This is a genomic window from Mesorhizobium sp. M0751, assembly GCF_040320265.1.
In the GTDB taxonomy this organism is placed as follows: Bacteria; Pseudomonadota; Alphaproteobacteria; order Rhizobiales; family Rhizobiaceae; genus Mesorhizobium.
Map to the genome: position 1 here is coordinate 1 of NZ_JAMYPH010000005.1, position 12,510 is coordinate 12,510.

Below are 12,510 nucleotides of genomic sequence, written 5' to 3' on the forward strand. Positions count from 1 at the left end.
GTGCGCGCGCCGCCGACGCCGTCGTCGTCGCCGAGCCGGAACCCGCTGAATACGTCAAGATCTGCGACGTCTACGGCGCTGGCTACTTCTACATCCCCGGCACTGAAACCTGCCTGCGCATCGGCGGCTACGTCCGCTATGACATCGGCATCGGTGACGTCGGCTCATTCGACGGTGCAAAGACTACCGATCAGCAGGACGGCGACTCGCAGGATACCTACTACAAGCACGCCCGCTTCACGCTGAAGACCTGGACCGGCCAGGAAACCGAGCTCGGCACCCTGAAGACATACACCGAGACGCGCTTCAACTGGGGTAACCACAACGATTACCTTGATGACAACTTCAATGGCGGTACGAGCGTTTCGCTGAACTTTGCCTGGGTCCAGCTCGGTGGTTTGCGCGTCGGTAAGGACGAATCGGCCTTCGATACCTTCATCGGCTACGCCGGCAACGTCATCCAGGATACGCTGGTCCCCTACGGCGGCTTCGACACCAACGTCGTTCAGTATTACTTCGATGCCGGAAACGGCTTCTCGGCCGTGGCTTCGTTGGAAACCGGTTCGGGCAGTGCCGCCGCTGATCCTGGCATTTTCCAAGACAGCAACAGCGGCAATGATTCCATCGACAGCTATGTCCCGTATGTTGTCGGCGGTATCAAATACACGCAGGGCTGGGGCTCGATCACCGGTGTCGCCGCCTATGACAGCACCTGGGAAGAGTGGGCCGGTAAGGTTCGCGTCGACGTTACGCCGATACAGAACCTGACACTGTTCATCATGGCCGGCTACGGCTCTGACGACAACATCGACCGCAACTTCTACAAGCAGTGGGGCGGCAACTGGGCAGTCTGGGGTGGTGGCACCTACACCATCAACGAGAAGACCTCGTTCAATCTCCAGGCCTCGGCTGACGATGACAAAAACTACGGCGTCGCTGCGAACATTGCCTACGATATCGTTCCCGGTCTCACGATCACTGCCGAAGTCGATTGGGCCCGCGACGGTCAGTTTGACAAAGCCTACGATCGCAACTGGACCAATGCCGACGACAAGGACAGCGTCGGCGGCATGCTCCGCTTCCAGCGCTCATTCTAACAGTCCGAGCTAGATTGAGATTGAACCCGGCGGGCAACCGCCGGGTTTTTCGTATCGGCGCGACGCAGCTGTCAACTCTCGACGCATAATGCAGGCTGCTGCTGAGCAGCCGATCGCAGGGCTGGTCGAATGCAATGCTCGCTCCGCACGCTTGTTCGTGCAAAAGAAAAACTTGGGCCGATCTGAAGAGCTGGCCTACCGGATCAATGTATCTCGACAGCAAGTCACGATCGACCTCGGCCGATCGGGCGCATCTACTTGTTCAAATTTCAGCCAGATCGCCCAAGGCGTCAATCAGCGGCTGAATTGCGCTCTCATATTTTTTCCAGCGCTTGACCGATGATGTATAGATCGGCTGCCGGACCTGCCAGCGGCTGGGGGTATTGACCGACCTGTCCTTCTCGAAAAAGCGCAGGCAGGAATCGTCCCAAGGCAATCCAAGATGATCGATGAGACGACGCGACTGTGTCTCCTGATCCGCAACCAACGTCTCGTAGCGGCTTTCGAATATACGTCCGGGAAAGACCTTGTCCCAGTGCCGCATCAAGCGATCATATTCGCGGTAGTACAACCCGAGTGTCTCAAGGTCGGCGTTGTAGCCGTGGTCCTTGGTGAAATGCAAGACGAAGCAGGAGACGCAATTGTCGATGGCATCGCGCCGGCAATGAATGATGCGTGCGTTGGGAAAGAGAATTCCAATCACGCCGATAAACTCGAAGTTGTGCGGCATCTTGTCGACGATGCGGGGCGCGGCAGGCGCGTGCTGGCGCAGATAAGACAGGTATTCTTCGGCCAGCGCCCTCGACTGATCCCTCGTCATCGACATAATCGAATTGCGCAGGTCTTCATCCGACAGTGTTCTAAAGCCCATCGAGTTAGCGATTCGCCGCAGCTTCGTAAGCTCCCCGGCGCCATGGACATCCGGATGGCTCGCGCAGATCTGCTCCGTCAGCGTCGTCCCCGACCGGGGCATGCCCAGCACAAACACAGGCACTTCAGACGGACTGCCGTGGCCAGCCTTGGCTTCCAATAGTGACGGGCTGAATATCTCGATCATGGAATCGACGCTTCGGCGGTAGTACTCCAGGTCGAAATCGTGACCAGCGGCCTTTTTCGCCTTCTTGAAGTGATCCATCGCCTCTTCATAGCGCTCGAGATCGTTCAGCACTTTGCCTGCGGCGTGATGGAGCTGCGATGCAGCAACCGGTTCGAGCCTGGGATTGGACAATTCGCGCAGGATAGAATCGAGCTCGGCAGGTTTTTCGGTGAACTTTTGCGTGTCGACCAGGTAATTGTAGGCTGCCCCAACATCGACGCGACGTTCTATTGCCTGATCGAGATAGGCTCTGGCTTCGTCCATGCGGCCGAGGCCGGTGAGCGCACCAGCCAGACCAATCCGGACCATGGGATGGTCGCCGTTGATCTTTAGCGCCTTCTCGTAAAGGGGCAAAGCCATCTCGGCCCTGTCGAAGTTGACGTAGGCACGCGCCAGTCCGCAAAGCGCTTCCACCAGATCGGGCTTCAATTCGCAGGCGCACTGCAGGTGCCTGATCGCAAGCAAGCTGTCGCCAAGTTTCAGACCGGCCTCTCCCAGGCTAAGGTGGAAATATGGATTTTGAGGCGTCTGGCTTACTGCCCGCGCAAAATATTTGAGAGCCAACTCATCGTCGACACCGAGGCCCAACGTGCCGAGTATATAGAGCGAAAGCGGGTGGTTGGGCGTGCGGGCGAGAACGCGATGGCATAATTCTTCCGCCTCCGGGAGCCGCTTGGCTTGCTGAAGTTCGAGCGCCTGTCGCAGCAGCATGTCGTCAGCTTGCGCGCGCGACGGCGGTTTCACTTTCGGCGGTTCCACTTTCGGCGCCGAACGGGACTTTACATGCTTGGACCACGCGGGCGGCAGTCGGTTGTTCATCATGTCTCGCTAGCAAAATGATCCGGGAGAATCCAGCCTGACGTTTCCGCCTGCCGCGGAACTTGCGCGAGGCGAGCCGGCAGGCTAGCGAGGGCCCTCCGCTCGGCGTCGGCGCCGACAATGTTGTCGTCGGCGAAGGCATAGACGGGCTGCTCAGCCTGGTGGCGCGCATGTATGGCGCCCGGCGACGCGGTGGTGACCTCGCTCGGCGCCAACCCAACCTTCAATTTTCATATTGCCGGCGTCGGCGGCATGCTTCGCTTACATTGCTCGTTCTAACGGGCCTTGTCGCACCTACTTGTTCAAAGTTCGGCCAGGTCGCCCAAGGCGTCAATCAGCGGCTGGATCTTGCTCTCATAATTTTTCCATTGCTTGATGGACGAGTTGTAGATGGGCTGCCGAACCTGCCAGCGACTGGCCGTGTTGACCGAACCGTCATTCTCGAAGAAGCGCAGGCAGGCATCGTCCCAGGGCAATCCAAGATGATCGATCAGACGGCGCGATTGTGCCTCCTGATCCGCAACCAGCGTCTCGTAGCGACTTTCGAAGATGCGTCCCGGAAAAACCTTGTCCCAATGTCGCATCAGGCGATCATATTCACGATAATACAGCCCGAGCGTTTGCAGGTCGGTGATGTAGCTGTGTCCCTTGGAGAAATTCAGGAAAAAGCATGAGAGGCAATTGTCGATGGCGTCGCGGCGACAGTGAATAATCCGCGCGTTGGGGAAAAGAAGGCCTATGAGGCCTATCAGTTCGAAATTCTGGGGCATTTTGTCGACTATGCGAAGTGCGGTCGGCGCACGCTCACGAAGGTAGGACAGGTGCCCCTCGGTCAGCATCTTGGCTAGGTCGGGGGTGATCGGCACGATCGATTGGGCCAAGCCCTGTGCCGAAAGCCTCGTAAGGCCGATAGCATTTGCGGTTCGTCTTAGCTTGCTGAGTTCTCCTGCGCCGTGAACATCCGGGTGGCTCGCGCAAATCTGCTCGGTCAGGGTGGTCCCCGAGCGGGGCATGCCCAGTACAAACACGGGCACTTCCGATGGGCTTCCATAACCCGCCTTGGCAGCCAACATATCCGGGTTGAAGAACTCGATCGTGGAGTCGACCCAGCGGCGATAGGCTTCCAGATCGAACTTATAGCCGGCGACCTGTTTGGCTTTCTTGAAATGATCTATCGCGTCGTCGTAGCGCTTAAGGTCGTTCAGCACCTTGCCGGCAGCGTGATGAAGTGTCATCGCACTGTCCGGGTCAAGCTTTGGGTTGCCAAGCTCGCGCAAGATGGACTTAAGTTCCGCCGGCTCTTCAGTGAATTTGCGCGTGCGCACAAGCTCATTATAGGCGGCTGGCATGGCTATGCGACGTTCGATCGCCTCTTTCAGATAGATTTCGGCTTCGTCCATGCGGCCGAGACCGATGAGGGCGCTGGCCAATCCCGCCCGAACGCGGGGATGATCGCGATTGATCTTGAGCGCTCTCTCGTAAAGCGGCAGAGCTATGTCAGCCTTGTCGAATTCGACGTAAGCGCGTCCCAACGCGCAAAGCGCTTCCAGCAAATCCGGCTTCAACTTCAAGGCCTGCTGGATATGCGTGATTGCGGGCGAATATTCGCTGACCTTCAGATAGGTTTCACCCAGACTAAGGTGGTAATAGGGGTTTCGAGGCTCCTCGCCGACGGCTAACGCCAAATATCGCAATGCAATTTCATCGTCGAGCCCGATGAATAGCGTGCCCATGATATACAATGCCAAGGGATGGTTGGGCGTGCGCTCCAACACGCGACGGCACAGTTCCTTAGCCTCGGCCAACCGCTTGGCCTGCTGAAAGTCATATGCCTGTTTCAGCAGCATGTCGTCGGCCTGCGCCCGCGACAATGGTTTGGCTTTCGGCGGTTCCACTTTCGGCGCCGAGCGCGACTTTATATGTTTGGACCAGGCGGGCGGCAGTCGGTTGCTCATCATGTCTCGCTAGCAAAATGATCCGGGAGAATCCAGCCTGACGTTCCCGCCTGCCGCGGAACTTGCGCAGGCCAAGCCGGCAGGCTAGCAAGAAGGCCCCCTTTCGAACGAGCCCTATCATGCGCCTGCGCCCTCCCCTTACGCCGCTCATCGACGCGCTTCCCTCCACGGTGCCGTTTGTCGGCCCTGAGGCGCAGGAGCGTGATCGCGGCCGCGCCTTTCGCGCCCGCATCGGCGCCAATGAGAGCAGCTTTGGCCCTTCGCCGCGCGTCGTTGCCCGCATGGCCGAGATTGCCGGCGACATGTGGATGTATTGCGACCCCGATAATCACGATTTGAAGGTAGCCGTAGCCAGGCATCTCGGTGTCGGCGCCGAAAACGTCGTCGTCGGCGAAGGCATAGACGGGCTGCTCAGCCTGGTTGCGCGCATGTATGTGGCGCCGGGCGATGCGGTGGTGACCTCGCTCGGCGCCTATCCGACCTTCAACTTTCATGTTGCCGGCGTCGGCGGCCGGCTGGTCGCAGTGCCCTACGAGAACGATCGGGAAAATCTCGACGGCCTGCTGGCGGCAGTGGCCAGGGAAAAGGCGCCACTGGTCTACCTGTCCAATCCGGACAATCCGATGGGCAGCTGGTGGGAAGCCGCCGAGCTCAGCCGCTTCATCGAAGCCTTGCCGGAGACCACAATGCTGGTGCTCGACGAAGCCTATGGCGAATTAGGGCCAGCCTCAGCGCTGCCGCCGATCGATGTGGCGCCGCCGAACGTCATCCGCATGCGCACCTTCTCCAAGGCCTATGGGCTGGCCGGCATACGCTGCGGCTATGCGGTGGCCGAGGCCCAGGTGATTCGGGACTTCGAGAAGATCCGCAACCACTATGGCGTCAGCCGCATGGCGCAGATCGCCGGTGTCGAGGCGCTTGCCGATCAGGCCTGGCTGGATAGCGTGGTGGCGCGGGTCGCCGCCGGCCGCCGGCGTATCGCCGCAATAGCCGAAGCGAGCGGGCTGAAGCCGCTGGCTTCGGCGACCAATTTCGTCACCATCGACTGCGGCCGCGACGGCGCTTTCGCACTGAAAGTGCTGCAGGCGCTGTTGTCACGCGACGTCTTCATCCGCAAGCCGATGGTGCCGGTTCTCGACCGCTGCATCCGGGTCAGTGTCGGCCTCGACCACGAGCTCGACATCTTTGCCGAGGAACTGCCTGGCGCGCTGGCGGCAGCGCGAGGGAATTGAAGAGCCTTCGCCCTATGTGGCTGACCGGCGGCAACGCGGTTGAATTTGCACGGCGATGCGCCAGACTCGACTCAGAGGATGGAGAGCGCGATGACCGATCGTACGGTGCAGGTACGCATATACGGCAAGGTGCAAGGCGTCAGCTACCGGGTCTGGGCGCGGCGCGAGGCGTCGGCGCTTGGCCTTGCCGGGTGGGTGCGCAACGAAGTTGACGGCTCGGTGACAGCCTTGATCGCAGGGACCGGTGCGGCGGTCTCGACAATGATCGAACGGCTTTGGCAAGGGCCGCCGGGGGCAGCGGTTTCGAAGGTCGACGTCGAGGAGATCGAGGTTCGCGATATGTCCGCGGGTTTCAGGATTGTTGCCTAGCAAGGCATGATCCTGCTCATTCGCTTCCATCGCACAAATCTCCAGGGTGCAGATAGAGCAAACCTGAAGCCATTGCCCTGCCCGGACATGCCTCGGTCCTTGAATTAATTGAACGTTTGTTTTATTGTCCGCGAAAAGGCGGCTTGTCATGGCGCGTACGACCGGTTCCGACGGAGAGAAGACCGAAGCTGCGGTCCGCGAGGCGGCGGTCAGCCTGATTGCGCGTCTCGGCTACGAGGCGATGTCGATGCGCCAGCTGGCGGCCGAGGTCGGCGTCCAGGCAGCGGCGCTGTACCGCTACTTCCCGACCAAGCAGGACCTTCTGTTCATGCTGATGCGTGAGCATATGGAAGGCTTGATCGAGGCGTGGCGCGCAACACGCCCTGTCGGCGCTGATCCGGCAGCGCGGCTTGCCGCTTATGTCGAAAACCACATCGCTTTCCATATCGAACGCCGCCACTCCACCCATGTCTCGAACATGGAGCTGCGCAGCCTGTCGCATGAAAAACTCACGCAGATCCTGCGCATGCGCACGGCCTACGAGAAGGAGCTGCGCGCCATCCTGCGCGACGGCGTCGAAGCGGGGTTATTCAGCATCGAAGACACCGGGCTCACCGCCATGGCGCTGATCCAGATGATGACCGGCGTCATTGTCTGGTTCCGGCCGGGCGAGCGGCTGTCGATCGCCGAAGTCACCGCTACATATCTGGCAATGACAATGCGCCTTGTTGGAGCAAAGAGCGATGGCGCGTCAACGAGCTACGACGCCGCGCCTCTATTCGGGCGCGCAAAGGACGCTCTAGCAACTTGATTTCGCGCATGATCCCGATTTCGGGATCGTGCGCCGGGAGGAACGGCATGTACATGCATACGCTCAACTTCGGGCTTGACGAAGACATCGAGGCGCTGCGCGACCTGGTGCGGCGCTTCGCCCAGGAAAAGATCGCACCGATCGCCGCCGAAATCGACCGCTCGAACGAATTCCCGGCACATCTGTGGGCCGAACTCGGCGGGCTCGGCCTGCTCGGCATCACCGCCGATCCCGATTTCGGCGGCACCGGCATGGGCTACCTTGCCCATGTCGTGGCGATGGAGGAGATTTCGCGCGCCTCGGCCTCGGTCGGCCTCTCCTACGGCGCCCATTCCAACCTCTGCGTCAACCAGATCAACCGCTGGGCAACGCAGGCGCAGAAGGAAAAGTATCTGCCATCGCTCTGCAGCGGCGAAAAGGTCGGCGCACTGGCGATGTCGGAATCGGGTGCCGGCTCCGATGTCGTGTCGCTGCGCCTGCGCGCCGAAAAGCGCAACGACCGCTATGTGCTCAACGGCACCAAGATGTGGATCACCAACGGGCCGGATGCCGAGACGCTGGTCGTCTACGCCAAGACCGATCCGGAACTCAATTCGCGCGGCATCACCGCCTTCATCGTCGAAAAAGCCTTTGCCGGTTTTTCGGTGGCGCAAAAGCTCGACAAGCTCGGCATGCGCGGCTCGAACACCGGTGAGTTGGTGTTCGAGAATGTCGAAGTGCCATTCGACAATGTACTGCACGAGGAAGGGCGCGGCGTCGAGGTGTTGATGTCGGGCCTCGACTACGAACGCGCCGTGCTGGCCGGCGGGCCGGTCGGGCTGATGGCAGCGTGCCTCGACGTGGCGATACCTTACGTGCATGAACGCAGGCAGTTCGGTCAGCCGATCGGCGAATTCCAGCTGGTGCAAGGCAAACTCGCCGACATGTATGCGACGATGAACGCGGCGCGCGCCTACGTCTATGCCGTAGCCGCCGCCTGCGATCGCGGTGAGACGGCCCGCAAGGATGCTGCCGGCTGTATTCTCTTCGCCGCCGAAAAGGCAACGCTGATGGCGCTCGACGCCATCCAGCTTTTGGGCGGCAACGGCTACATCAACGACTACCCGACCGGCCGGCTTTTGCGCGACGCCAAGCTCTACGAGATCGGCGCCGGCACCAGCGAAATCCGTCGCTGGCTGATCGGACGAGAAATTATGGCGGAGGGCGCCTGATGGCGTCTTTTTGAGATTTTGCCAGAAGCCGCACGATGTGGCATACATGGGGTAATGTGCCACAATCCAGGCGAGGTGGACCATGGCGGGCAGAACGGGAAAGTCCGGATTTGACGAAGATCCGCAAACACAGTTCGATGCCGGCGCTCGCCAACCACAGCTTCGTGCTCCGGCGAAACGCGAGCGTGTCAAGCTTGGCGAGGGCGGGCGCTTCGTCATCCCTGCCGCGATGCGCGAGGAGATGGGCGTGAAGCCTGGCGACGATATGATCCTGCATGTCGAGAACGGCGAACTGCGGGTAAGATCGTGGCTGCAGAATCTGCGACGCGTCCAGGCCGAATTGTCAGCGTTGAAACAGCCCGGTGAAAGCGTCGTCGACGAATTTCTGAAAGAGCGACGCGAAGAGCAGCGTCGAAGCGACAAGCGTCTCGACCGGCTTCACGCCGAAGGGACAACGGGAAAGCCGACGAAATGAAACCCTACGTCATGGACAGTTCGGCGGCGCTCGCAATCCTGCTCAACGAGCAAGGCACCGACAATACGTTGGGGTTCGCGCCGGACGCACAATGCAGTTCAGTCAATGCGGCCGAAATCATCGCCAAGCTGATCGACAAGGGACGCAGCATGGAACAGGCCGCGGACGACCTCGCCAGTCTCGGCATGCCGATCGCCGCTTTCGACGACGCGATGGGCATCGCGGCCGGGCAGCTTCGACAATTGACGCGGCATCGCGGTTTGTCGCTTGGCGATCGGGCCTGCCTCGCTCTGGCAATTCGCGAGAACGCCATTGCTGTCACCGCCGATCGCGATTGGGGCGACCTCGATGTCGGCTGCAAAATCGAGCTGATCCGGTAGCGCCATGCCCCCCCTCACCTCGCAGATCTCGTCCGCCTCCGACGCCTTCCACGCCAATGCCGAGCGCATGCGGGCGCTGGTCGCCGATATTGCGGAAAAAGCTGCCGCCATCGAGCGCGGTGGCTCGGAGGAAGCGCGTGAACGGCACGTCTCGCGCGGCAAACTCCTGCCGCGGCAACGCCTCGCCCAATTGCTCGATACCGGCTCGCCCTTCCTCGAGATCGGCCAGTTCGCCGCTTGGTCGATGTATGGCGAGGACGTCCCTTCGGCCGGCCTCATCGCCGGCATCGGGCGCGTCGAAGGCACCGAAGTGATGGTCGTCGTCAATGACGCCACGGTGAAGGGCGGCACCTACTATCCGCTGACGGTGAAGAAGCATCTGCGTGCACAGGAGATCGCGCTACAGAACAATCTGCCTTGCGTCTATCTGGTCGACAGCGGCGGCGCCAATCTGCCCAACCAGGATGAGGTGTTTCCCGACCGCGATCATTTCGGCCGCATCTTCTACAACCAGGCCAACATGTCGGCTGCCGGCATTCCGCAGATCGCCTGCGTCATGGGTTCGTGCACGGCCGGCGGCGCCTATGTGCCTGCGATGTCGGACGAAACAATCATGGTGCGCAACCAGGCAACCATCTTTCTCGGCGGGCCGCCGCTGGTGAAGGCGGCCACCGGCGAGGACGTCACCGCCGAGGACCTCGGCGGCGCCGACGTGCACACAAGGCTCTCCGGCGTTGCCGACCACTATGCGCTCGACGACGAGCATGCGCTGGCCATATGCCGGCGTATCGTCAAAAATCTGAATCGGAACAAAACTGTAAGCCTGGCCTTGCAGAAATCGATTCCGCCGCTTCACGATCCACATGAACTCTACGGCATCGTGCCTACGGATCTGCGCCAGCCTTACGACGTGCGCGAGGTGATCGCCCGCATCGTCGACGGCTCCGAGTTCGATGAGTTCAAGCAGAATTACGGCACCACGCTGGTCACCGGCTTCGCCCATCTCAGCGGCATGCCGGTCGGCATCGTCGCCAACAATGGCGTGCTGTTTTCGGAAAGCGCGCTGAAGGGCGCGCACTTCATCGAGCTGTGCTGCCAGCGCAAGATCCCGCTGATTTTCCTGCAGAACATCACCGGCTTCATGGTCGGGCGAAAATACGAGGCCGGCGGCATCGCCAAGGACGGCGCCAAGCTGGTCATGGCGGTCGCAACGGCCAAGGTGCCGAAGGTGACCGTGATCATCGGCGGCTCGTTCGGTGCCGGCAATTACGGCATGTGCGGACGCGCCTATTCGCCACGCTTCCTGTGGATGTGGCCAAATGCCCGCATTTCGGTGATGGGCGGCGAGCAGGCGGCAACGGTGCTGGCCGTGGTCAAGCGCGAAGGCATCGAGCGCAAGGGCGGGGAATGGAGCGCTGAGGAGGAAGCGAAATTCAAGAAGCCGATCCTGATGAAGTACGAGCACGAGGGACACCCGCTCTATTCGTCGGCAAGGCTCTGGGACGACGGCATCATCGACCCGGCCAAGACCCGCGAGGTGCTGGCGCTCAGCCTTTCGGCCGCGCTCAACGCCGAGATCGAGGAGACAAAATTCGGCGTGTTCAGGATGTGAGATGAGCGAAATCGGCCAGAGGATTCGCATTCAAACCGGCGACATCACGAAGCTGGCGGTCGATGCCATCGTCAACGCCGCCAACACCTCGCTTCTCGGAGGCGGCGGCGTCGACGGCGCTATCCACCGCGCGGCCGGCCCCGAGCTTGTGGCAGAATGCCGGACCTTGCATGGCTGCAAGGTCGGAGACGCAAAAATCACCAAGGGCTACAGGCTGCCCGCGCGCTACGTCATTCATACGGTCGGGCCGGTCTGGCAAGGTGGCAGCAAAGGAGAAGCCGAACTGCTCGCCTCCTGCTATCGCCGGTCGCTCGAAATCGCCGCCGCAAAGGACTGCCGGACGGTGGCGTTTCCTGCGATCTCGACCGGGGCCTACCGCTATCCGAAGGATCAGGCGACGCAAATTGCTGTCGGGACCGTGAGCGCCTTCATCGGCCAGAACATCGCTCCGGAAACCGTCATTTTCTGCTGCTTCGACGAGCCGACGGCCGAATTGTATCAGCGGGTCGTCGCTGCACTCGGCAGGGTGTGACCCTGCGCGGGAGACAACCCACCACATCTCCAGACTATTTTTTGCTTCTCGATCTGGCCAGACGAAAGAATCACGGCTATTGATCATCGCAAATACCAATGGGGATTGGGCGAAGATGAGGCGGCGCGTTTTTCAGAGAACAACTGTGCATTTACTTGCAGGGTTGCTTATATTAGTGACCCCTGGCATCGGCGCAGCGCAGTCGCTGGCGGGAAGCAAGGGCGAGACCCGTTTCTATCCCTATTTGCCGCAGAGCCCGAAGGATCCGTGTACCAGGGCCTATAAGGCCTATGTAGCGGCCGGCGGCCATTCAGCCTATGCAACCACTCCGTATTCCCGGGTGCGTTTTCTGTACATCATCTGCGGCTCGCGCTTGAATGCACCGTCACAGCAAGCTGCCGAAGAATTGGCGTTGAAATCCTGTCAGGCCGCCCGCAACAGTTACAGAGTTACAACAGGCGGCGGCTGCGAAATCGCTGCCTCCAAGTAGGCGAATATATTTCAGTGTTTGGGGTTCAAATGGGTTTGGCAATGAAATCTTTATCAATCAAGCGAGCAGCCATGTCGGTACTTGCACTGCTTGTGGCCTCTGCACCGAATGTCGGCGCCGCCGAATCGCTGGCGGGAAGCAAGGGCGACAGCCGTTTTCCGGTCTATTTTGCACCGGGTACAATCGGAGGCTGCGGCAAGAATTACAAGGACTATGTGGCGGCTGGCGGTCACTCGGCCTATGCGATGACGCCATTCAACTGGGCAACCGAATTCACTATTTGCGGTGCTTATCTGAATGCAACATCCCAGAAGGCTGCGGAGGCGCTGGCGTTGAAATCCTGCCAGTCCGCGCGCAGCAAGTACAAGGTCACGACTGCAGGGGCCTGCGCCATAGCTGCCTCCAAATAGACCGACACTCGTCGGCCTTCG

At 60.5% G+C, this 12,510-nt stretch carries 13 protein-coding genes and 1 pseudogene; 12 read left to right on the top strand and 2 right to left on the bottom strand.

All coding sequences use genetic code 11. The annotated features are described in order from the left end of the window. The coding region (locus NKI19_RS10140) for a porin (protein ID WP_352951117.1) at positions 1-1,097 on the top strand (1,097 nt) is incomplete at its 5' end. A gap of 262 nt (positions 1,098-1,359) precedes the next feature. Here NKI19_RS10140 and NKI19_RS10145 read toward each other — a convergent pair. Beyond that, positions 1,360-3,012, bottom strand: coding sequence for a tetratricopeptide repeat-containing sulfotransferase family protein (locus tag NKI19_RS10145; protein ID WP_352566166.1), 1,653 nt, complete (start codon positions 3,010-3,012; stop codon positions 1,360-1,362). A 107-nt stretch (positions 3,013-3,119) separates the two neighbouring features. Between NKI19_RS10145 and NKI19_RS10150 the strand changes: the two are divergent. Beyond that, positions 3,120-3,270: pseudogene (locus NKI19_RS10150) on the top strand (pyridoxal phosphate-dependent aminotransferase); the annotation flags it as partial. Positions 3,271-3,314: 44 nt separating this feature from the next. Here NKI19_RS10150 and NKI19_RS10155 read toward each other — a convergent pair. Beyond that, complete coding sequence (locus tag NKI19_RS10155; protein WP_352566164.1) at positions 3,315-4,967, bottom strand: tetratricopeptide repeat-containing sulfotransferase family protein; 1,653 nt, start codon at positions 4,965-4,967, stop codon at positions 3,315-3,317. Between the two features lie 119 nt (positions 4,968-5,086). Between NKI19_RS10155 and NKI19_RS10160 the strand changes: the two genes are divergently transcribed. From NKI19_RS10160 to NKI19_RS10205, 10 genes are all read left to right on the top strand, one after another. Then, the gene (locus NKI19_RS10160) at positions 5,087-6,199 is read left to right on the top strand and encodes a pyridoxal phosphate-dependent aminotransferase (protein ID WP_352566162.1); all 1,113 of its coding nucleotides are present in this window, start codon (positions 5,087-5,089) and stop codon (positions 6,197-6,199) included. Between the two features lie 90 nt (positions 6,200-6,289). After that, positions 6,290-6,568 carry an acylphosphatase gene (locus NKI19_RS10165; protein ID WP_352449018.1) on the top strand — a complete coding sequence of 93 codons (279 nt, stop codon included), beginning with the start codon at positions 6,290-6,292 and terminating at the stop codon, positions 6,566-6,568. Positions 6,569-6,716: 148 nt separating this feature from the next. Beyond that, positions 6,717-7,379, top strand: coding sequence for a TetR/AcrR family transcriptional regulator (locus NKI19_RS10170; protein WP_352540763.1), 663 nt, complete (start codon positions 6,717-6,719; stop codon positions 7,377-7,379). Between the two features lie 47 nt (positions 7,380-7,426). Further along, positions 7,427-8,590, top strand: coding sequence for an isovaleryl-CoA dehydrogenase (locus tag NKI19_RS10175; RefSeq protein WP_352566160.1), 1,164 nt, complete (start codon positions 7,427-7,429; stop codon positions 8,588-8,590). An 82-nt stretch (positions 8,591-8,672) separates the two neighbouring features. Further along, positions 8,673-9,065, top strand: a complete 393-nt coding sequence (locus NKI19_RS10180) for an AbrB/MazE/SpoVT family DNA-binding domain-containing protein (RefSeq protein ID WP_352566159.1) — start codon at positions 8,673-8,675, stop codon at positions 9,063-9,065. Further along, a complete protein-coding gene (locus tag NKI19_RS10185) occupies positions 9,062-9,445 on the top strand; it encodes a type II toxin-antitoxin system VapC family toxin (protein ID WP_352566157.1) in 384 nt (127 codons plus the stop codon). Before NKI19_RS10180 ends, NKI19_RS10185 begins: the two co-directional genes overlap by 4 nt. A 4-nt stretch (positions 9,446-9,449) precedes the next feature. Then, complete coding sequence (locus NKI19_RS10190) at positions 9,450-11,057, top strand: carboxyl transferase domain-containing protein (RefSeq protein WP_352566156.1); 1,608 nt, start codon at positions 9,450-9,452, stop codon at positions 11,055-11,057. Between the two features lies 1 nt (position 11,058). Continuing rightward, positions 11,059-11,589 (top strand): O-acetyl-ADP-ribose deacetylase, encoded by a 531-nt coding sequence (locus NKI19_RS10195; protein ID WP_352471028.1) that lies wholly within the window; start codon positions 11,059-11,061, stop codon positions 11,587-11,589. A 115-nt stretch (positions 11,590-11,704) separates the two neighbouring features. Next, positions 11,705-12,079: a hypothetical protein gene (locus tag NKI19_RS10200; RefSeq protein ID WP_352566208.1), complete on the top strand. Its 375-nt coding sequence runs from the start codon at positions 11,705-11,707 to the stop codon at positions 12,077-12,079. A gap of 29 nt (positions 12,080-12,108) precedes the next feature. Next, entirely contained in the window at positions 12,109-12,489 is a 381-nt protein-coding gene (locus tag NKI19_RS10205; RefSeq protein ID WP_352566154.1) for a hypothetical protein, read from the top strand. The last annotated feature ends 21 nt before the right edge of the window (positions 12,490-12,510 follow it).

What these genes read in the sequence shown, in the direction of transcription:
- NKI19_RS10145 (WP_352566166.1), bottom strand. Translation starts at nt 3,012, where the DNA reads ATGAACAACCGACTGCCGCCCGCGTGGTCCAAGCATGTAAAGTCCCGT.
- NKI19_RS10155 (WP_352566164.1), bottom strand. Translation starts at nt 4,967, where the DNA reads ATGAGCAACCGACTGCCGCCCGCCTGGTCCAAACATATAAAGTCGCGC.
- NKI19_RS10160 (WP_352566162.1), top strand. Translation starts at nt 5,087, where the DNA reads ATGCGCCTGCGCCCTCCCCTTACGCCGCTCATCGACGCGCTTCCCTCC.
- NKI19_RS10165 (WP_352449018.1), top strand. Translation starts at nt 6,290, where the DNA reads ATGACCGATCGTACGGTGCAGGTACGCATATACGGCAAGGTGCAAGGC.
- NKI19_RS10170 (WP_352540763.1), top strand. Translation starts at nt 6,717, where the DNA reads ATGGCGCGTACGACCGGTTCCGACGGAGAGAAGACCGAAGCTGCGGTC.
- NKI19_RS10175 (WP_352566160.1), top strand. Translation starts at nt 7,427, where the DNA reads ATGTACATGCATACGCTCAACTTCGGGCTTGACGAAGACATCGAGGCG.
- NKI19_RS10180 (WP_352566159.1), top strand. Translation starts at nt 8,673, where the DNA reads ATGGCGGGCAGAACGGGAAAGTCCGGATTTGACGAAGATCCGCAAACA.
- NKI19_RS10185 (WP_352566157.1), top strand. Translation starts at nt 9,062, where the DNA reads ATGAAACCCTACGTCATGGACAGTTCGGCGGCGCTCGCAATCCTGCTC.
- NKI19_RS10190 (WP_352566156.1), top strand. Translation starts at nt 9,450, where the DNA reads ATGCCCCCCCTCACCTCGCAGATCTCGTCCGCCTCCGACGCCTTCCAC.
- NKI19_RS10195 (WP_352471028.1), top strand. Translation starts at nt 11,059, where the DNA reads ATGAGCGAAATCGGCCAGAGGATTCGCATTCAAACCGGCGACATCACG.
- NKI19_RS10200 (WP_352566208.1), top strand. Translation starts at nt 11,705, where the DNA reads ATGAGGCGGCGCGTTTTTCAGAGAACAACTGTGCATTTACTTGCAGGG.
- NKI19_RS10205 (WP_352566154.1), top strand. Translation starts at nt 12,109, where the DNA reads ATGGGTTTGGCAATGAAATCTTTATCAATCAAGCGAGCAGCCATGTCG.